Source organism: Brucella thiophenivorans (genome assembly GCF_002252445.1).
Classification (GTDB): domain Bacteria; phylum Pseudomonadota; class Alphaproteobacteria; order Rhizobiales; family Rhizobiaceae; genus Brucella; species Brucella thiophenivorans.
In genome coordinates, this window is sequence record NZ_NNRJ01000010.1 from 76,498 (window position 1) to 96,902 (window position 20,405).

Genomic DNA, 20,405 nt, shown 5'->3' on the forward strand with positions numbered 1-20,405 from the left:
AGGCGGATGGCATGAACACAGCAACTCAAAATACTACGGCTCTGCGAGAAGCAGAGCCGGCGAGGATTGTTCTTTCTGCACGCGGGTTGGGCAAGTCGTTTGGCGGCTTTCATGCGGTGAAGAATGTCGATCTTGATGTGGAGCACGCCCGCGTTCATGCGCTGATCGGCCCGAATGGTGCAGGAAAAACAACTGTTTTCAACCTGCTGACCAAGTTCCTCCAGCCGACAAGTGGCGCGATCACGCTGCTTGGCGACAACATCACCAAGACCGATCCTGCCAAAGTTGCGCGGTTGGGTCTGGTGCGCTCGTTCCAGATTTCCGCAACCTTCCCGCATTTGACTGTGTTGGAAAACGTGAAGGTCGCACTTCAGCGCCCAAATGGTTTGGCAACGCAGTTCTGGCGTTCGCTGTCTGCACTGGATCAGCTCGACGCAAAAGCGATTGAACTGCTGGAGCGCGTTGGCCTAGCCGATGCCCGTTATGCGCTGGCTGCTGATTTATCTTATGGCCGCAAGCGTGCGCTTGAAATCGCCACCACACTGGCGCTTGATCCCAAAGTGCTACTACTCGACGAGCCGATGGCAGGCATGGGCCATGAAGACGTGCATATCATTGCAGCGCTGATCACCGATGTGGCCAAGGATCGTGCGGTGCTGATGGTCGAACACAATCTCAAAGTGGTGGCTGACATTGCCCATCACGTCACGGTGCTGCAACGCGGCGAGATCCTCGCATCGGGCAATTATGCCACCGTCGCACAAGACGAGCGCGTACGCACCGCCTATATGGGGACCGAACATGAATAAAGGCAAACCCCTGCTTTCCGTGCGCGGGCTTAATGCCTGGTATGGCGAAAGCCATGCGTTACACGGCGTCGATCTCGATATCTGGCCCGGCGAAACCATCACGCTTCTGGGCCGCAATGGTGTGGGCAAAACCACAACGCTGCGCACGATCATGGGCATTATCCGCAAGCGCACCGGAACCATCACGCTTGATGGCAAAGACATTCTGCGCGTACCGCTGCACCGTATTGCCCGTACGGGCCTTGGTTTTGTGCCGGAAGAACGCGGAATATTCGCAACGCTCAACGTGCATGAAAATCTGCTGCTTCCGCCGGTCGTTGGCAAAGGCGGCATGTCCTTAAACGAGATTTACGAACTCTTCCCTAATCTCTACGACCGCCGCAACAGCCCCGGCACCAAGCTTTCCGGTGGCGAACAACAGATGCTGGCCATTGCCCGTATTCTACGCACAGGTGTCAAAGTTCTGCTGCTGGATGAGCCGACCGAAGGGCTTGCGCCCGTCATCATCCAGCGCATCGGCGATGTGCTGGTGGAACTCAAAAAACGCGGCATGACTGTGTTGCTGGTCGAGCAGAACTTCCGCTTTGCCGCAAAAGTGGCAGACCGCTTCTATCTGATGGATCATGGCGTGGTGACGGAAAACTTCCCAACCGCCGAGCTGCCCGCTCGCATGGCATCGCTCACGCAAGCGTTAGGAGTTTAAGACGATGACGATGATCTTCGGAATTCCCGTTCAGGCGCTTCTCGGGCAATTGCTCGTAGGCCTGATCAATGGCTCTTTCTACGCTATGCTTAGCCTCGGCCTCGCCATCATCTTCGGGCTTTTGCGCATCATCAATTTTGCCCATGGCGCACAATATATGCTCGGCGCTTTTGTCGGCTATCTGCTGTTGAGCGGCCTTGGCATCGGCTATTGGCCAGCGCTTATTCTCGCTCCACTGATCGTGGGTCTGGGCGGCGCCATCATCGAACGCGTTGCGCTTTCAAGGCTCTATAATCTTGATCCGCTCTATGGTCTGCTGTTCACCTTTGGGTTAGCGCTCGTGATAGAAGGCACCTTCCGCTATTATTATGGTGCTGCCGGTCAACCTTATGCCGTGCCACCATCGCTTGCCGGTGGCAATAATCTCGGCTTCATGTTCCTGCCGAACTACCGCGCGTGGGTCGTGGTGGCATCGCTCATCATCTGCATCGGCACGTGGCTGCTTATTGAGAAAACCAAGCTCGGCGCTTATTTGCGTGCAGCAACGGAAAACCCGACCCTGGTTAAAGCCTTTGGCATCAATGTGCCACTTCTACTCACCTTCACCTACGCTTTAGGCTCAGCACTTGCTGGCTTTGCCGGAATTCTCGCAGCGCCCATCTATCAGGTCAGCCCGCTCATGGGGTCCAACATCATCATCGTGGTCTTTGCTGTGGTCGTGGTCGGCGGCATGGGGTCGATCCTTGGCGCTATCATCACAGGCTATGTGCTGGGACTGGCGGAAGGTCTGACCAAAGTGTTCTATCCGGAAGCCTCCAGCATCGTCATCTTCGTTATCATGGCTATCGTCCTTCTGGTGCGACCCGCCGGACTGTTCGGGAAGGAGGCCTGATATGACTGATACTGTTCTCAAAGCAACGACGGCACATCATCAAGCAAAAGCACCGAACCTTAACAGCCTGTCGGCAATCATTCTGGCGATTGCCGTTGCTGGACTGATCGTGGCTCCTTTCATGGTCTACCCGATCTTCCTGATGAAGATGCTGTGCTTTGCGCTGTTTGCCTCAGCCTTCAACCTGTTGCTCGGCTATACTGGTATTTTGTCCTTTGGCCATGCCGCTTTCTTCGGCGGTGCTGCCTATGTGACGGCACATGCAGTCAAAGTATGGGGCGTCACACCTGAAATTGGCATTCTGCTCGGCGTAGTGGCTGCGGCAGTGCTCGGTCTAGTGATCGGCTATCTCGCCATTCGCCGTCAGGGTATCTACTCAACGATGATCACACTTGCGCTGGCGCAGATGTTCTTCTTCTTCTGTCTGCAAGCGGCCTTCACCCACGGCGAAGACGGTCTTCAGGGCGTGCCACGTGGTTATCTCTTTGGCCTCATCGATCTCAATCAGCCGATGAACATGTATTATTTTGTGCTGGCTGTCTTTGTCATTGGGGTGTTCGCGATCTGGCGGATTACCAATTCGCCGTTCGGCATGATCCTCAAATCCGTACGCGAAAACGAAAGCCGTGCCGTCTCCTTGGGCTATTCCGTCAATCATTATAAGCTCGCGGCTTTTGTAATGTCGGCAGCGCTTGCAGGCCTTGCTGGTGGCATGAAAGCACTGGTGTTCCAGTTTGCAACACTCACCGATGTCGGCTGGCAGATGTCGGGCGAAGTGATCCTGATGACACTGCTCGGTGGTATCGGAACGCTGATTGGCCCAATCGTCGGTGCAGCTTTCGTGGTGGCTTTGCAGAACTATCTCGCAACCTCAGACTTCCCCGTGACAATCGTCACAGGCGTCATCTTCATGGCGTGCGTGCTCCTCTTCCGCAAAGGCATCGTTGGCGAGTTCTATGCATCGCGACTTGGCAAGAAATTGTTCGGATAACCGACGGAGCCGCATGTTCATAGGATAGCGGCTCCACCTTTTACTGGATTTAAGATCATGACCGACACCTACGATTATATCGTGGTTGGCGCGGGCACGGCTGGCTGCGCCCTTGCAAACCGCCTTTCTGCCGACCCAAACCATTCTGTCCTGCTGCTCGAAGCGGGCGGAAAAGATAATTATGCGTGGATTCATATCCCCGTCGGCTATCTCTATTGCATCGGCAATCCGCGCACCGACTGGTGCTTTACCACTGAAGCTGAACCCGGCCTGAATGGTCGCGCACTGGGCTATCCACGCGGTAAGGTGCTTGGCGGCTGCTCGTCTATCAACGGAATGATTTATATGCGCGGTCAGGCCCGCGACTATGATCTCTGGCGACAGGCCGGATGCGACGGCTGGGGCTGGGAGGACGTGCTGCCGTTCTTCAAAAAATCCGAAGACAATTTTGCAGGTGCTGATGATCTGCATGGCGCAGGCGGCGAATGGCGTGTGGAAACCGCGCGTCTCCATTGGGATATTCTCGATGCCTTCCGCGATGCAGCAATTGCCGCTGGCATCCCTGCGACCGATGATTTCAATCGCGGCGACAATGAAGGCGTGTCCTATTTCAAGGTCAATCAGAAGCGTGGCATTCGCTGGAACACGGCCAAGGCCTTTCTGCGTCCAGCCCTTAATCGCAAAAACTTACGTGTCGAGACGGGCGCACATGTAAAGCGCATCGAAATAAAGGAATTACGCGCCACAGGCGTCACGTTCAAACAGAATGGAACAACACGCACCATCACGGCAAGGCGCGAAGTGATTCTGGCAGCGGGCAGCGTCGGTTCACCACACATTTTGGAACTGTCAGGCATCGGGCGCGGCGATGTTTTGCAACAGGCCGAAGTCCCTGTTGTTCTGGAACGCGAACAGGTTGGCGAAAACCTGCAAGACCATCTGCAATTGCGTTGCGTCTATAAGGTGAGCGGCATTCCGACCCTCAACGAAAAGGCCAGCAAGCTGAGCGGCAAGGCGATGATTGGCCTTGAATATCTGCTGCGTCGTTCTGGTCCCATGTCGATGGCACCAAGCCAGCTTGGTGTCTTCACCCGCTCCGACCCGTCTTATGAAAGCGCCAATCTGCAATATCATGTGCAGCCGTTGAGCCTCGATAAATTCGGCGATGCGGTTCACCCCTTCCCTGCTTTTACCGCCAGCGTCTGCAATTTAAGACCCGACAGCCGGGGTTCTATTCATATCAAATCGCCCGATCATCACGCACAGCCTGCGATCCAGCCCAACTATCTTTCAACCCAAAGCGACCGCCGCGTTGCAGCCGATGCCATCCGCCTCACCCGCAACATCGTGGCACAGGCACCGTTGGAGAAATACCGCCCGGAAGAATTCAGACCTGGCCCCGACTATGAAACGCAGGAGCAACTCGAGAAGGCTGCTGGCGATATTGGAACCACGATTTTCCATCCCGTCGGCACCTGCCGCATGGGGCGCGATGCAGACGCAATCGTCGATCCCCAATTGCGGGTCAACGGCATTCATGGACTGCGCATCGCAGATGCCTCAATCATGCCAAGCATCACATCCGGCAACACCAATTCGCCAACATTGATGATTGCAGAAAAGGCCGCTCAAATGATCCTCAGCAACCAGCGCTGAAACGTGATTCCCGACAGGCGCGTGAGAGGAAATGACAATCCTCTCAACCTTTTGTGAAAACAATTTCACATTCACCATATCGCGCTTTTCTGAAATAATTTTTCTTGTTTCTTATCCGATAAACGGGAATTATCGGCACCAAGGTGGGCTGGAGCAGAAAGATCGTCTAAAAACGATTGCTTTCTGAAGTCGGTTCTCCAAATCTTTAAACAAGGAAAAACAAAATGTCGTCAGTCCTTTCCCGCTATTCGCTGACCCGCCGCGCTGGTCTCAAAGCAGCCCTTTTCACCGCAGCAGCACTCACCGTTGGCTTTGCGGCAGCGCCAAGCCATGCCGAAGACAAGACCATCAAGGTTGGTATCATGGGCGGCGAAGACGAAGACGTCTGGAAAGTTGTTGCCGAAGAAGCCAAGAAGAATGGCCTCATCATCGAACGCGTCATCTTCAACGACTACAACCAGCCAAATGAAGCACTGCAACGCAAGGAAGTCGACGCCAACGCCTTCCAGCACAAGCCTTATCTTGATGAGCAGATCAAGCAGCATGGTTATGACATCAGCGTTGCAGGTTACACCGCTGTTTGGCCAATCGGCATTTACTCGCGCAAAATCAAGAGCCTTGATGAACTTAAAGAAGGCGCAGTGGTCGGCGTTCCAAATGACCCATCGAACGAAGGCCGCGCACTGCGCGTTCTCGAAGCTGAAGGCCTTATCAAGCTGAAGCCCGATGCAGGCATTCTGGCAACGCCAATCGATATTGTCGAAAACCCAAAGAAGATCGAAGTCAAGGAACTTGATGCCGGTGTTGTTGGTCGTTCGATTGACGATCTCGATGCAGCCATCGTGAACAACGATTGGGCTGGCAAGGCTGGCCTCAAGAAAGAAGAAGCAATCGGTTGGGAATCCAAGGAAAACAACCCATACAACAACTTCATCGCCGTGCGTACCGAAGATGCAAACGCGGATTGGGTGAAGAACCTGGTTGCTGCTTACCAGAACGACACTGTGAAGGCCGAGCTTGACCGCGTTTACAAGGGCACAGGCATTCCAGCCTGGAACTAATCCTTCTAAGGCCTGAAAAGCCGCGCCGGAAAACGTTTCCGGCGCGGCTTTTATTGACGTATGGAAAAAAAATGCCCAAAAGCATCCGGCGCGCACCGAATGCACAGCGCTTTTGCACTTTGGCGTCATTCTCCTTGAAGCCTTATCGATTTAGCAAGTCACGGTTACACCGCGACACAAGATACAGAAGACACGACCGTGACCATTGAACCGCCACTCGCCACATCAGCGCCCATCGTCGAAATGAAAGACGTGCGCCGAATGTTCGGCGAAACACCGGCTATCAATGGCGTCTCTCTTTCGGTTGCACGCGGCGAGATTCTCGGCATTATCGGTCGCAGCGGCGCGGGTAAATCCACGCTGATCCGTTGCATCAATGGTCTGGAAACGCCCGATTCCGGTTCGATCAGGATCGAAGGCCGCGAAATCACACAACTAAATGAAAGCAGCCTGCAGCCGTTACGTCGCCGCATCGGCATGGTTTTCCAGCATTTCAATCTGCTCTCGGCAAAAACCGTGGCACAGAATATTGCACTGCCGTTGAAAATCGCAGGCCAGACAAAGACCCAACGAATTAAGCGCGTGTCGGAATTGCTGGAGCTCGTCGGATTATCAGACAAGATCAATCACTACCCGGCACAGCTTTCGGGTGGCCAGAAGCAGCGCGTTGGTATTGCGCGCGCACTCGCTGCGGAACCCGCCGTTCTGCTTTCCGATGAAGCAACCTCGGCGCTTGACCCTGAAACAACGCAATCTATTCTGGCGCTGCTCAAAGACATCAACACCAAGCTCGGCCTGACAATTCTGCTCATTACCCATGAGATGGAAGTCATCCGCCGCATCGCCGACCGTGTGATCGTGCTCGACCACGGTGCGATCGCCGAAGAAGGTCCAGTCTGGAAAGTCTTTGCAAATCCGCAGTCACCTGTCACCCAAAGCATGTTGCAGGTGCTAACCCCGGAACTGCCTGCCATCTGGCGTGACCGTCTCGACAAAACCGGCGATCTTGCCGTTCTCAAGGTCAAACTGTCCGGCGCTGCTGCCAAAGGCGCTTTTTTCTACGATCTGGCCAATGCCACCAGTATCGCTCCTCAACTGATCCATGGCGGCATGGACACCATTCAGGGCGAACCGGTCGGGACACTTTTCATTGGGTTGCCCGCGCAGGACAAGCCAAAACTGGAAGTCGCAATCACCTATCTCAACACCCATGCAGACGCCACGGAGGTACTCGGCTATGTCTCAGGCAATGCTTGATCTTCTCTGGCGCTCCTTTTGGGAGACCATGATCATGACTGGCTTTTCGAGCCTGATCTCGCTCGTGGTTGGCCTGCCACTCGCAATCATCATGATTCTCACAGAGCGCGGCGGCCTCGCGCAGAACCTGACGGTGAACAGCATCCTGGGTGCGCTCATCAACGGTTTCCGCTCCGTGCCCTTCATCATTCTACTGGTGGCACTGATTCCGGTTACCCGTCTTATAGTCGGCACATCCATCGGCACATGGGCATCCATCGTACCGCTGTCGATTGCTGCAATCCCCTATTATGCGCGTATTGCAGAAGTCTCTTTACGCGAAGTCGATAATGGCTTGATCGAAGCGGCACGCTCCATGGGGGCAAACCGCTGGACAATCGTGCGTGAAGTGCTGGTGCCAGAAGCCCTGCCGGGCATTGTGGCAGGCTTCACAGTTACCATCATCACACTAATTGGCGCATCGGCCATGGCTGGTGCCATCGGCGCAGGTGGTCTTGGCGATCTTGCAATCCGCTATGGGTATCAACGCTTTGAAACAACGGTGATGATTGCTGTTGTGATCATTCTGATCATCATGGTGTGCGGAATTCAATGGGTCGGCGACCAGATGGTTAATCGCCTCGACAAGCGAAATCTGCGCTCAAGAGCCTAAAAACAATCTATCTTGCTCTTTGACGGAAACCCGCTTCCAGTGTGTTTCCGTCGGGATCAAAGACAAGGGCCGCATAATAGCCCATTTCTTCCGGCCCCTGATAACCGGGCGCACCGCTTTCACCACCGCCGCCCTGAAGCGCTGCATGATGAAATGCCTCCACCTCAGCGCGGCTATTTGCATTAAACATCAGATGCAGATGATTGCCCGGTTTTCCGTCCGGCAGATCAGCGTCCGTTTTCTGCCTGCTATGGATCCATAGAAAGGGCACAGGTGCTCTTTCCCCGCCACTGATAAAGAAGCCGCGTTCCGAATGCGAAACAACGGCCAACCCAAGCTTAGGCATGCAGCTTTCATAAAATGAAAGACTGCGGCGAAGATTATTGCTTTGAAACCCGATGTGATCGAAGAGCGACATACAGCTATTATATGTCGCTGTTAAATAAAGGAAAGCGAAACGCGCTATTTAAGCGCGTGTACGTGAAAGACCTGCCTTGGCGGGCTGATAATTCGGATCAAGCTGAATAGCCCGCGTATAGGAATTAGCCGCCTTTGCCTTGTCTCCACGCTGCTCGTAAACCAGCGCCTGATTGGACCAGCTTTCAGCAACATTTCCGTCAAGGTTGATCGCCGTGTTGAAATCATCAAAGGCATTGTCGTAGTCGCCAAGAGCGACATAGGAAATACCACGACCATTATAAGGTTCGGGTGCTGTGGAATTCAGCGAAATCGCTTTCGAGAAATCTTCAATCGCCTGCTTATGCTGTCCCTTGGCCTGGTAAATCAGACCGCGATTATGATAGGCGCGTCCATCAGTGGTCTGAAGCGCAATCGCCTGATTAAAATCGCTGAGCGCCTGATCGAGGCGTCCGGCCTGACGATAGACATTGCCGCGTCCAACATAGGCCGCATCATATTGCGGATTGATCTGGATCGCGCGGCTGTAATCCTGCACCGCCTTAGTGCTGTCGCCCATATAGCGGTACACGAGACCGCGATTGGCATAAGCCTGATAGAAGTTCGGATTGAGCGCTATAGCCTGCTCAAAATCGCGCAGCGCTTCTTTATAGCGCCCGGCTTTGCCATAGGCCGAACCACGCACATTATATGCTTCAGGGTCGCGTGGATTGCTCTGGATGACGCTTGTAAGCGAGCTGATGTTCTCGGTCGAGCCCTGTGCACGATCAATCGAAGTCAGTACATTGGTAGAGGAACTCTGACAACCCGCGAGGCCAAGCGCCAGAACTGCCGTTGCGGCCAACAGACTGTTTCGGGCCATAGCGGTCCCGGACGAATGCATCATCTTAAAACGTGTTGGCAACGACAGCGTTCCTTTCTCAATAAAGGATCTATGGGATTCAACCACCAGCATCCCTCAAATTTATCCCCGACCGTTTAGTCTTATCGCTCTTAATAGCACAGAAAAGTCAGTAGAAAAAACTGTCCCTGACTTAATCCGGTAAAGCGGCAGCGCTCTGTTACAATCAGATCAAGGCGAGAATGAAGGTCTGGATATGGCGACCAACTGACAATTCAAATCACCATGTCTCATCTCGTGAACCTAGGTGATCCCAAACTCCAAATATGCAAAAACCGGCGCAAGCCATAGGCCGCACCGGAATGCAAAAAAAGGCGCTACACAGGCAGCGCCAATTTCAGATCGATCAACGAGCGGCTACGCGACCGCCGCCGATGAGACCTTCACGCTGTGCGCGCTTACGTGCCAGCTTACGGGCGCGGCGAACGGCTTCTGCCTTTTCGCGAGCACGCTTTTCGGAAGGCTTTTCATAATGGCCACGCATCTTCATTTCGCGGAAGATACCTTCGCGCTGCATCTTTTTCTTGAGAGCGCGGAGAGCCTGATCAACATTGTTATCGCGGACGAGTACCTGCACGTGTAATCCCGTATCGGTTAGAATTTCGATTGAGCCTGAGGCATTAGGGCGTCTCTTAACGAGTTCCAGTCAATCGAGTCAACCGGTAAACGCCTAAATTCTCCCAAGCTTCGCAGCTTAAACGCTGCAAATTGGTGCTGGCTATTACCAGATAGCCCCCCACCTGTCCACCTCCAGATGCAATTTTGCCCCTTGTCGCAGATAAATAATACTCTCACATCGATTTATAATGACGAACCAGCCCTTAATACGTTATCTGCCACGCGCATTCCGCACAATTCAGCCTCATTGCTCCATGATAGGAGCAATCGGTAATTCACAGGCTTTTTCCATTTCGATTGATTCCTTCGCGCCATATTCATGACCTTACGCAAACGACTCGTTATTCAATTCACAGGCTACGAAGGCCTACATCCCAAAGCCGTGCGCATACGTCATGCAATGGTATTGAAAGATTTTGACCGGTTATGGAAAGCCAAGACGAAGCTTTCACCCATGACCGACGAGCCGGATGATTGCGGAACGTTGACTGCCACCACCAAAGGCAATGGCTGGGAAACAGAAACGGAGTTCTGTCAGTTCGGCACTGCGGATATTTTCGATGATTATGCAGCACGCTCCACGCCAAAGCGCATGTTGACAGGCTTTTACGCCTTCATGAACATCCTCTTTACCGGAACGCTCTGGCGCTATCTCACCACAAGCTGGCGCTTTGTCATCTTCTTCATGTGGCCATTTCTGCTGTCGATTGCTCTGATTGCCATTGCAAGCCTCATTACCTATGCGCCGGTGCTTATAGGCTTCCCGCTCTGGAACCTCCTATGGTCTGTGCCAGTGGCAGCGATTGCTGCGACTTTGATGGTCCGCTGGCCGGGTGATCGCTTTTTCATGTCTTATCTGCTCGACGACTGGTCGGCAGCCTATGACCGCACTCATGATCGCAACAAAAAGCTCATTGAGCGACGCAAGGCTTTTGCAGAGGCGCTGAAAAAGAAAATCGCGGAAAGCAACGCCGACGAAGTCATCATCGTTGCGCACAGCCTCGGCACGGTTCCGGCAGTGGAAGCGCTTGCAGATGTTCAGCGTGAGCGCCCCGACCTTCTGCGCAAACAACCTGTCTCACTGCTTGCAATCGGCTCGTGCCTGCTGATGATCGCACTTCATCCCAAAGCGCGTACTTTGCGTGAAGATATGCGCGTTGTGATGGAAGTCAGCCCGGTTCTCTGGTCAGAATTTCAGGTACTCACCGACATCATCCATTTCTATGGCTCTGATCCGGCCAAGACACTCAAGATCAAGACCGAGAAACCTCCGCTGATTCACCGCATCCGCTTCAAGAATGTGCACAGTGAGAATCGCTACAAGCGCTCAAAAGGCAACTTCTTCCTCATGCATCTGCTCTATATGCGTGGCGCCGAAAAGAAAAATTTCTATGATTTCGGCATGTTTTTGCACGGTCCGTTTTTCTTCAGCGAGCTGATGACAGCGCACAAAGACAAAGCCGCCCCTCTCGATGAAGAAGGACGGCTTATTACTCTGTAATCAGAGATACTGTTAATCGCGTGGCAGCTCAACAACTGAGATGGTGATCCATGTCGCGGTTAGCGCTGGCTTCATCATGTTTTCGACTTCCAGCGTAACCTCGTAATGGTTGACCACACGACCTGATGGACGAATATCAGCACTCGAGAGCTTGAACCGCGCACGCACGCGCGCTCCGGTTTTTACCGGCGACATGAAGCGTACTTTGTCAAAGCCATAATTGATGCCCATCGTTGCCCCTTCGAGCATCGGCAATGCTTCAAATGCCAATGTTGAAAGCAACGACAAAGTCAGAAAACCGTGCGCAATCGTCCCGCCAAATGGCGTTTCCTTGGCCGCGCGTTCTGGATCAACATGGATGAACTGGTGGTCATCCGTTGCATCGGCAAATTGATCGATCATTGACTGCGTGACTTCACGCCATTCGGAACATCCAACTTCCGTGCCGATTGCTTCGCGCAACTGGTCGAGCGTAATTGCGTCTTTCATTCCATGAAACTTTCTGCTGAACCGATACTCTCTTGTTATCCATTAATCACAAGACAGCAAGACTAGTGATCAGGCTGCTACCAGTATTTCACGGGCAATATCATCCCAGTGGGAGAAAACGCGCTCCGCACCCTTGGATGACAGGCGTTCTGTGTGACCTTCATAGGTATGTCCGCCGCCCGTATAGCCAAAAGCCGTCATACCAGCCGCAACCGCGCCTTCGACGCCAAAGGGCGAATCTTCAATCACAACGCAACGCTTGGGATCGACACCCATCTTATCGGCAGCAAAGAGGAACAGATCAGGCGCAGGCTTGCCACGCTTGACCATGCTCGATGAATAAACCGCATCGCCAAAATATTGCTCAATCCCTGTCTTTTTCAAGCTGAATGCGATGCGCTCAGGCTGCGATGACGATGCAACGCAGCGCTTATAGGTCAGAACTTTTAGAAAATCGGCAATGCCCACGGCAGGCTGCAAATGCTCTGCAAACAACACTTTCGTCTCAGGCCAGAACTGGCTTAAAGCTTCATCAGGCAAACGATGGCCGGTCAGATCAACAATCATCTCAAGAATATCTGCCTGCTTCATGCCAATGCCCTTGGCAACCGTTCCTTCCGGCAGCATCATACCGTGATTGGCATAAACCTGTTCGAACGCACGGCAGGATAGCGGTTCGCTATCGACGAGAACACCGTCGCAATCGAAAATGATGAGGTCGAAGAGTGATGCGTTGCTCATAAAGACTCCGGTAGAATGCGTATTTTGTCGCGTCGATTTGAGATGCGAACGTGTCAGCGTTCATATAGAGACTGTTGAACGATTTCGCATCTATAACAAGTGAAGCGTGACAAAATTATCGCGGAGACTCTCATGACGACGAATGTGGCACTGGTTGGACTGGCGCGGGACTTGCAAACACGCGCCGAAACAGGAAAACCAATCCGCATCGGCCTCATCGGCGCGGGCGAAATGGGAACGGATATTGTCACACAAGTGGCGCGCATGCCGGGCATCGAAGTCGGCGCACTGTCCGCTCGCCGTTTGCCAAACACATTCAAGGCCGTGCGCACCGCTTATGGCAGCGAAGAAAACGCGCGCGAAGCGACGACCGAAAGCACCATGACCAGCGCTATTGAAAGCGGCAAGATTGCAGTAACCGGTGACAATGGCTTGATCCTCTCCAATCCGCTGATTGATGTGATTATCGATGCGACCGGCATTCCCGAAGTCGGCGCTGAAACCGGTATCAAGGCGATTGAAAACGGCAAGCATCTTGTGATGATGAATGTCGAGGCTGATGTGACCATCGGCCCCTACCTAAAAGCGCAGGCCGATAAGCAGGGCGTTATATATTCGCTGGGCGCTGGCGACGAACCTTCATCCTGCATGGAACTGATCGAATTCGTCTCGGCACTTGGGTATGAAGTCGTCTCGGCTGGCAAGGGCAAGAACAACCCGCTTAATTTCGATGCAATTCCCGATGATTATCACGAAGAAGCCGACCGTCGGAATATGAATGTCCGCCTGTTGGTGGAATTTGTCGATGGCTCGAAAACCATGGTCGAAATGGCTGCAATCGCCAATGCAACGGGCCTCGTTCCGGATATTGCAGGCATGCATGGACCGCGTGCCAGCGTTGATCAGCTAAGCCAAACCCTCATCCCGCAGGCTGATGGCGGCGTTCTCAGCAAGAGCGGCGTTGTGGATTATTCCATCGGCAAAGGCGTGTCGCCGGGCGTGTTCGTTGTGGCCAAGATGGACCACCCTCGCCTGAATGAACGGCTAGAAGACCTGAAAATCGGCAAAGGCCCCTACTTCACCTTCCACCGCCCTTATCACCTTACGTCGCTTGAAGTGCCACTGACAGTCGCGCGTGCTGTCCTGTATGGTAAATCGGATATGGTGCCGCTGCCAAAGCCCGTGGCGGAAGTCTGCGCCGTTGCGAAAAAGGACATGCAGCCGGGCGATCATCTCGATGCCATCGGTCAATATTGCTATCGTTCATGGATCATGACGACGCCGGAAGCACGCAGTGCCAAGGCCATTCCTTGCGGCTTGCTGCAAAACGGCACCGTCACTGCACCAATCAAAAAGGGTGAACTCATCACCTATGCCAACGCAGCACCACAGCCCGGCTCAAAGATTGCCGAACTGCGTGCGTTGCAGGACAAGATGATCTACGGTTGATCGAAAATTGCCAGCACAAACAAAAACGGCGGCTCGAAGCCGCCGTTTTTGTTTCTTGCCAGAACACCCCGGCCTTATGAGATTCGGGTAAATGACGTGCCGAAAATGGTGAGGTTCGAGAACCGGAGCGGAGTGAACTTAAAGTACATGAGCACCGGAAGCGCAGAACCACGCCATTTGCAGGCCGTCAGAACCCGAATATCGAAGGCCTAATGGTCAAGCGCTTTCACTATACTCTCAACCATCTTTTTCGCATCTGCAAACAGCATCATCGTATTGTCGCGGAAGAACAACTCGTTCTCGACGCCTGCATAGCCTGAACCCATGCCGCGCTTGATGAACAGCACCGTACCAGCCTTATCGACATCTAGGATCGGCATACCGAAAATCGGTGATTGCGGATCGGTCTTTGCAGCCGGATTGGTCACGTCATTGGCACCGATCACGAAGGCAACGTCAGCGGTTGCAAATTCGGAATTGATATCTTCAAGCTCAAAAACTTCATCATAAGGCACGTTGGCTTCTGCCAGCAGCACGTTCATATGACCCGGCATACGACCGGCAACCGGGTGGATTGCGTATTTCACTTCCACGCCTTCTGCCTTGAGTTTATCGGCCATTTCACGCAACGCATGCTGTGCCTGTGCCACCGCCATGCCGTAGCCCGGCACGATGATGACCTTGGATGCATTTTTCATGATGAAGGCGGCATCGTCAGCCGAACCCTGTTTGACCGGACGCTGTTCTACTTCGCCGCCGCCCGCAGCTGCCACATCACCGCCGAAGCCACCCAGAATAACCGAGATGAATGAGCGGTTCATGCCTTTACACATGATGTAGGACAGGATCGCACCGGATGAGCCAACCAGCGCCCCGGTAATAATCAGCGCGAGATTGCCAAGCGTGAAGCCAATGCCTGCCGCAGCCCACCCCGAATAGGAATTGAGCATGGAAACGACAACCGGCATATCCGCGCCGCCAATCGGGATGATAATCAGCACGCCAAAAATCAACGCGAGGATCACGATCAGCCAGAACACGAAATGGCTTTCGGCGTTGGTCAGAACAGCAATCAGGATCACGATTGCAGCAGCAAGGGCCGCATTGATGACATGGCGACCCGGCAACATGATTGGCCTGCCCGACATGCGACCATCAAGTTTCAAAAACGCAATGATCGATCCGGTAAAGGTGATGGCACCGATCGCAACACCCAGCGACATTTCGATCAGCGCCTGACCATGGATTTGACCGACTTCACCAATGCCAAATGAATGCGGTGAATAAAGGGCTGCCGCAGCCACCAGAACAGCCGCAAGACCGATCAACGAGTGAAAGGCAGCAACGAGCTGTGGCATTGCCGTCATCGCGATGCGACGCGCAATGACCGCACCAATACCGCCACCAATTGCGATGCCGACAAGGATCAAAACCAGACCGCCAAAGCTTGGGCGGGCCAGCAACAGCGTCGTGACAATGGCGATACCCATGCCAACCATGCCGAATGTATTGCCCTGACGGCTGGTTGTCGGATGCGACAGACCACGCAAAGCCAGAATGAACAACACACCGGAAACGAGATAAAGAAAGGCTGCAATATTAATGCTCATGGTGGTTCAGCCTCACTTTTCTTTTTTCTTATACATGGCAAGCATGCGCTGGGTGACGAGGAAGCCACCAAAAATATTCACACTTGCAAGGATCAGCGCAATAAAGCCAAAGCCGGTCGCCCAGCCGCTCAATGAGAGGCCAACCGCCAGAAGCGCGCCAACGACAATCACCGAAGAAATCGCATTGGTAACGGCCATCAGCGGCGTATGAAGCGCAGGCGTTACCTGCCAGACGACATAATATCCGACAAAAATCGACAGGACGAAAATCGCAAGGCGGAAGACGAAGGGATCCACCACGCCGCCACTTGCTGCATGTGCTGCAGCAGCCGCAGCATCGCCATAACCGCCAGCGTTTTCTGCAGCCTGTCTTACGGCATCTGCCGCCTGATTGAGGCTCTCAAGAGCTTTTTCAAGTGCTGTATCGGACATTATGCCTCTCCTCCATCAGCGGAAGTTTTTGCAGCTTTTGCCGGTGTTTTTCTGGCTGTTTTAGCGGCAGGCGCCTTTGGTTTTGGCGCAGCTTTTGGCTTTGCAACTTTCTCGACTACGATCACACGCTCAGCATCAGCCTTGGCAAAAGCCGGATGCACGACCTGGCCGCCGTGCGTCAACAGGGTTGCTTTGACGAGCTCTTCTTCTGGATCAAGCTTGAGAAGCTTGACTTCCTTATCGACCAGCGTTTCAAGAAAAGCATAAAGGTTGCGCGCATAAAGCTGCGACGCAGTTGCGGCGATACGTCCGGGCACATTAAGATGCCCGACGATCTTCACGCCATTAACTTCGGCAATTTGTCCGGCAATAGCACCTTCGACATTGCCGCCACGTTCAACCGCCAGATCAATCAAAACCGAACCTGGACGCATGGCTGCGACCATTTCTTTGGTCACAAGGCGTGGCGCAGGACGACCCGGAATAAGGGCAGTGGTGATGACAATATCCTGCTTGGCAATGTGGTCAGCAACGAGTGCCGCCTGCTTGGCCTGATATTCCTTTGACATTTCCTTGGCATAACCACCAGAAGTTTCAGCGGCCTTAAACTCTTCATCCTCGACGGCGACAAACTTCGCACCGAGTGATGCCACCTGCTCTTTGGCAGCCGGGCGAACGTCGGTTGCCGTCACCACAGCCCCCAGACGACGCGCTGTCGCAATCGCCTGAAGGCCAGCCACACCTGCACCCATGACAAACACACGCGCCGCAGGCACAGTGCCTGCCGCCGTCATCATCATCGGCATGGCCCGATCGTAGGTTTCAGACGCATCGATCACCGCCTGATAACCGGCAAGATTGGCCTGCGATGAGAGAACATCCATCACCTGCGCGCGGGTAATGCGCGGCATGAATTCCATTGTAAAAGCGGAGATACCAGCTTTACCCAATGCCGCAACTGCATCTTCATGACCATAAGGATCAAGCATCGCAAACAAAGCTGCGCCCGACCTATATCCTTTAAGCTCCGCATCGTTTGGACGGCGCACCTTGAGGATGACATCTGCCGTTTTGGAATCTGCCGCAGTTCCAATGCGAGCACCGGCACCCGAAAACTCGGTATCGATGATACGCGATTTTTCGCCTGCGCCCTTTTCCACCACGACATCAAAGCCAAGGGCGGTGAATTTCTTCACCGTCTCGGCAGATGCCGCAACGCGGGTCTCGTTGGGATCACTCTCTTTCGGAATGAATATAGTCTGGGCCAACTGGTTTCCCTTTCGTGGCTTGATCCGGCCAAAGAGCCGGGCAGAATTCAGGGCATCCGGGAAGAAGCCCCATCAATATATAAAAAGCAAAGAACATGCACAAAACCCCGGCGAGGCGCAAGCAGCACCCTTACCAAGGCATTCGATCAAATCGCGATGGGGGTTTAAATCCTTAGAGGATGAACCAGGCAGCAACGCAGATAAGAACAAAGAGAACGGAAGCGGAGAAAGCTCCCCCCGCAAAGAAGCCGAACGCCATGGAAGCAAGAAGCGCAACGAGAGCTACAGTGCCCCATTTCAACAGGCCCATGAAACCGGCATAAGTTTTCTCATGCTCCGGATAATCCATCTTCGCGCCGAGTTCAGCCGAGCCTGTAGTATGATGTTCTGCCATTTTTGTTCCACCCATTGAGTTATTTTGACTATTCTTAGCCAGAATATCCTCAATCTTCAACGCGCATGCAACAGTGACCGACATAAGCGTTGTGCTTTCCTGCCCGGCCCATTGTCGCAGTGCCCCTCACACCGCGCAAGGCGGCTCCTGCGCTTACCTAACCGCAATTTTCAAAAAGTGCTACATCTAAATATTTAGAGCAACTTTCAAAAAGATTTAAATAATCAAATGCAATGATCGTGCGTATAACGTCTTATACGCCAAGACCTGTATATTTCGCAGTCGGCATGATGGTCAGTGGGCCGACGCCATTGACCAGATTGCCAAACATGGCGCGCCGCTCATGTGGTTGCGACTTGAAAAAAGGAAACCGAACAGCAACAGCATCGCGAATATTGCGAACTGGCGCCGCCCCAAGACCAACCTTGATCCCATAACCTTCATGCTCACGGGCTTCCGCCATGACGGTTGTGCCAAAAATCCGCTTATAAAACGCCATATGCTCCGGTTTGACCGATGCAAGACATTGATCGGCTTCAAAATATTCCGAAGCCATCGCCGCAATGCGCAACGTGACATATGGAATAGCCGGATATTCGCTCAGAAGTTCAGGATCAGCAGCAAATCTGGTGGGATCGACAAAGCTCATACCACTGTTGAGAAGCGGATCGAGAATATCGGGAAAGAGTGCATGACTTGTACCGCGGCGATGGTCCGGCGTGATGTGATGAATACGCAGCGTGCTGACCAGTTGCCCATCAATATGGATACCATAGACGAACGCATGGCTGTCACGATCAATATCGTCGACGATGGACGGCACTTCGGCTTCATGCATAACATTTCGAGTACGATAGGAGCGATAACGCAGCCGCCCTATTTCTTCGAGATCTTCGGCCTGAACGACCCGGCGATATTCCACTCGATCCAGAAATTGCAATAGCTGCCGTGCAAAATTGGATAGCGGCGGTTGCCCGCCAGAGACAGCTTCATTGCTCATTCAAATCATATCCGCACTCATCAAATCAGCGCGCAGAATAAGGTGCTTTATGAGCGTGTAAAGGTATAAGTTTGAGTTTTTCTCACAGGCCTGTGACAGAGAAGTCTGCCGCCGCATCGAGTATCATGCTTTGGCGGCTTAATTTTCACAAAGCCCGTTCTGGAATGGCCCATAAACGACCATTCGAGCAGCTTTATCGATTATTTAAAGCGAATTGGCCAAAGACTGAAACATGTGAATAGTCTCATCTTTCATAGCCTGTCCGTCGACATTGTAATCCGCATAAGCCGATGTTTTGACAATAACGACATTCTTTACTGGGTTCACATAGATGAATTGCCCGTAAATGCCGACGCCAACGAAGTCTCCCTGAGGCTCGGATGGAATCCACCACTGATAGCCGTAACCATAAGCCAACTTGCCTGAAGGCAACATTCGGCCTGGCATCAGATACGGCTTATCCGGTGTCACAGAATCATGAACCCACTGCGCTGGCACAATCTGATCGCCACGGTAGTTTCGTCCATCATTCATATAAAGCAAACCAAAACGCGCATAGTCGCGCAGCACTGCATTCAAACCACCTGCTGCAACAACCTCACCTGTTGAATCGGTTAGCCAAAATGCGTCTGCTTCTGCACCAAGCTTTGACCAGAGCCTATCTTGGAAATACTCTTGTATCGGAATACCTGTGGCGTGTTCCAGAACCAGGGCAAGTACTTGCGTATCCGCAGACACATATTGATTGACGGTGCCCTGCTCACGCTCATTTTTCAGATGCGCCGTAAAATCCACAACAGAGCCAGTCAATATCTGGATGATATATCGGACAATATCAGAGTTCAGATCGCCATAGTTCTCGTTAAAGCCAATTCCTGATGACATTTGCAGAACGTTTTTAACCGTGACGCCATTGTAGCCCCCCTCTTTGAGAACCGGCACATAATGATCGACCGTTTCATCAAGCTTGATCTGTCCGTCGGCCACAGCGTTACCAATCAAAAAGGATACGAAAGATTTCGAAAGAGACATTGCAATAGACTGGGTGGCATCCGTATTGCCGCGATCATACTCCTCATGCACGATCACGCCATCTTTAAGCACGATAAGACCAGTCGTATCGGTGCGCTTGAGAAAATCCGCGACGTTCCGCGTCTCGCCCTTATACGTATAAGTTTCTGGCAATGGCCGCTCAGCTATCGGTAAAACACTGACATCGGCATTGTGCGGCACACGAACAGAAGAATACTTTTTATAAAGACTGCGGAAGTTTTCATCGATCACATCTGGCTTGAATGTTTGAGCATACTGATAAACCGCCCAATATTCATGTATCTTCTTCCAGAAAATTGCAGCCCCGGCCCCAGCAATAATAATGATTATCGTCAAAACGTATATTAAATAACGAAAATAGCGCCTCATAAAATCCCTCGCACATTCGCAAACTACATTAGAATAATTGAAATCATACTGAATAAATGTGTCAGATGACGACAGTTCAATATCATCATCTTTCTATGCTTGTTGAAAACCACTAAAACTTGCTAGGCAGTGGGGAGAGACG

Annotated in this window: 21 protein-coding genes; 10 read left to right on the forward strand and 11 right to left on the reverse strand. The window is 52.8% G+C overall.

The annotated features are described in order from the left end of the window. Positions 1-11 precede the first annotated feature (11 nt). From CEV31_RS02690 to CEV31_RS02725, 8 genes are all read left to right on the forward strand, one after another. Positions 12-809 carry an ABC transporter ATP-binding protein gene (locus tag CEV31_RS02690; protein WP_094505357.1) on the forward strand — a complete coding sequence of 266 codons (798 nt, stop codon included), beginning with the start codon at positions 12-14 and terminating at the stop codon, positions 807-809. Beyond that, positions 802-1,512 carry an ABC transporter ATP-binding protein gene (locus tag CEV31_RS02695; RefSeq protein ID WP_094505358.1) on the forward strand — a complete coding sequence of 237 codons (711 nt, stop codon included), beginning with the start codon at positions 802-804 and terminating at the stop codon, positions 1,510-1,512. Before CEV31_RS02690 ends, CEV31_RS02695 begins: the two co-directional genes overlap by 8 nt. 4 nt (positions 1,513-1,516) lie before the next feature. Further along, complete coding sequence (locus CEV31_RS02700; RefSeq protein WP_094505359.1) at positions 1,517-2,404, forward strand: branched-chain amino acid ABC transporter permease; 888 nt, start codon at positions 1,517-1,519, stop codon at positions 2,402-2,404. Between the two features lies 1 nt (position 2,405). Beyond that, a complete protein-coding gene (locus tag CEV31_RS02705) occupies positions 2,406-3,395 on the forward strand; it encodes a branched-chain amino acid ABC transporter permease (RefSeq protein WP_094505360.1) in 990 nt (329 codons plus the stop codon). A gap of 57 nt (positions 3,396-3,452) precedes the next feature. Beyond that, positions 3,453-5,051, forward strand: a complete 1,599-nt coding sequence (locus CEV31_RS02710) for a GMC family oxidoreductase (RefSeq protein ID WP_094505361.1) — start codon at positions 3,453-3,455, stop codon at positions 5,049-5,051. A gap of 224 nt (positions 5,052-5,275) precedes the next feature. Next, positions 5,276-6,112 (forward strand): MetQ/NlpA family ABC transporter substrate-binding protein, encoded by an 837-nt coding sequence (locus tag CEV31_RS02715; protein ID WP_094505362.1) that lies wholly within the window; start codon positions 5,276-5,278, stop codon positions 6,110-6,112. 198 nt (positions 6,113-6,310) lie between these two features. Further along, on the forward strand, positions 6,311-7,369 hold the full coding sequence (locus CEV31_RS02720) for a methionine ABC transporter ATP-binding protein (protein ID WP_094505363.1): 1,059 nt from the start codon (positions 6,311-6,313) through the stop codon (positions 7,367-7,369). Continuing rightward, complete coding sequence (locus CEV31_RS02725; protein WP_094505364.1) at positions 7,350-8,021, forward strand: methionine ABC transporter permease; 672 nt, start codon at positions 7,350-7,352, stop codon at positions 8,019-8,021. Before CEV31_RS02720 ends, CEV31_RS02725 begins: the two co-directional genes overlap by 20 nt. 7 nt (positions 8,022-8,028) lie before the next feature. Here CEV31_RS02725 and CEV31_RS02730 read toward each other — a convergent pair whose 3' ends face one another. The 3 genes from CEV31_RS02730 to rpsU all read right to left on the reverse strand — a co-directional run bounded on the left by CEV31_RS02730 (position 8,029) and on the right by rpsU (position 9,916). Then, the gene (locus CEV31_RS02730; protein WP_094505365.1) at positions 8,029-8,439 is read right to left on the reverse strand and encodes a VOC family protein; all 411 of its coding nucleotides are present in this window, start codon (positions 8,437-8,439) and stop codon (positions 8,029-8,031) included. 48 nt (positions 8,440-8,487) lie between these two features. Next, positions 8,488-9,393, reverse strand: a complete 906-nt coding sequence (locus tag CEV31_RS02735) for a tetratricopeptide repeat protein (protein ID WP_094505366.1) — start codon at positions 9,391-9,393, stop codon at positions 8,488-8,490. Positions 9,394-9,685: 292 nt separating this feature from the next. After that, the gene (rpsU, locus tag CEV31_RS02740; RefSeq protein WP_094505367.1) at positions 9,686-9,916 is read right to left on the reverse strand and encodes a 30S ribosomal protein S21; all 231 of its coding nucleotides are present in this window, start codon (positions 9,914-9,916) and stop codon (positions 9,686-9,688) included. Between the two features lie 360 nt (positions 9,917-10,276). On the opposite strand from rpsU, the gene CEV31_RS02745 reads away from it, so the two are divergent. Next, positions 10,277-11,458, forward strand: coding sequence for an alpha/beta hydrolase (locus tag CEV31_RS02745; RefSeq protein WP_094505368.1), 1,182 nt, complete (start codon positions 10,277-10,279; stop codon positions 11,456-11,458). A 12-nt stretch (positions 11,459-11,470) separates the two neighbouring features. On the opposite strand, the gene CEV31_RS02750 is transcribed toward CEV31_RS02745, so the two are convergent. Continuing rightward, the gene (locus tag CEV31_RS02750; protein ID WP_094505369.1) at positions 11,471-11,947 is read right to left on the reverse strand and encodes a MaoC family dehydratase; all 477 of its coding nucleotides are present in this window, start codon (positions 11,945-11,947) and stop codon (positions 11,471-11,473) included. A 69-nt stretch (positions 11,948-12,016) separates the two neighbouring features. After that, a complete protein-coding gene (locus CEV31_RS02755) occupies positions 12,017-12,688 on the reverse strand; it encodes an HAD family hydrolase (protein WP_094505370.1) in 672 nt (223 codons plus the stop codon). A 132-nt stretch (positions 12,689-12,820) separates the two neighbouring features. On the opposite strand from CEV31_RS02755, the gene CEV31_RS02760 reads away from it, so the two are divergent. Further along, complete coding sequence (locus CEV31_RS02760; RefSeq protein WP_094505413.1) at positions 12,821-14,137, forward strand: 1-deoxy-D-ribulose 5-phosphate reductoisomerase; 1,317 nt, start codon at positions 12,821-12,823, stop codon at positions 14,135-14,137. 209 nt (positions 14,138-14,346) lie between these two features. Here the strand turns inward: CEV31_RS02760 and CEV31_RS02765 are convergent, their stop codons facing one another. From CEV31_RS02765 to CEV31_RS02790, 6 genes are all read right to left on the reverse strand, one after another. After that, entirely contained in the window at positions 14,347-15,747 is a 1,401-nt protein-coding gene (locus CEV31_RS02765) for an NAD(P)(+) transhydrogenase (Re/Si-specific) subunit beta (protein ID WP_094505371.1), read from the reverse strand. 12 nt (positions 15,748-15,759) lie between these two features. Next, positions 15,760-16,179 (reverse strand): NAD(P) transhydrogenase subunit alpha, encoded by a 420-nt coding sequence (locus CEV31_RS02770; protein WP_094505372.1) that lies wholly within the window; start codon positions 16,177-16,179, stop codon positions 15,760-15,762. After that, positions 16,179-17,447 (reverse strand): Re/Si-specific NAD(P)(+) transhydrogenase subunit alpha, encoded by a 1,269-nt coding sequence (locus tag CEV31_RS02775; protein ID WP_094505373.1) that lies wholly within the window; start codon positions 17,445-17,447, stop codon positions 16,179-16,181. The genes CEV31_RS02770 and CEV31_RS02775 overlap by 1 nt, the downstream gene beginning before the upstream one ends. Positions 17,448-17,619: 172 nt before the next feature. Continuing rightward, positions 17,620-17,841 (reverse strand): aa3-type cytochrome c oxidase subunit IV, encoded by a 222-nt coding sequence (locus CEV31_RS02780; RefSeq protein WP_094505414.1) that lies wholly within the window; start codon positions 17,839-17,841, stop codon positions 17,620-17,622. 253 nt (positions 17,842-18,094) lie between these two features. Further along, positions 18,095-18,841: an N-acyl amino acid synthase FeeM domain-containing protein gene (locus CEV31_RS02785; RefSeq protein ID WP_094505374.1), complete on the reverse strand. Its 747-nt coding sequence runs from the start codon at positions 18,839-18,841 to the stop codon at positions 18,095-18,097. A 204-nt stretch (positions 18,842-19,045) separates the two neighbouring features. Continuing rightward, positions 19,046-20,263: a serine hydrolase domain-containing protein gene (locus tag CEV31_RS02790; RefSeq protein WP_094505375.1), complete on the reverse strand. Its 1,218-nt coding sequence runs from the start codon at positions 20,261-20,263 to the stop codon at positions 19,046-19,048. Positions 20,264-20,405 lie beyond the last annotated feature (142 nt).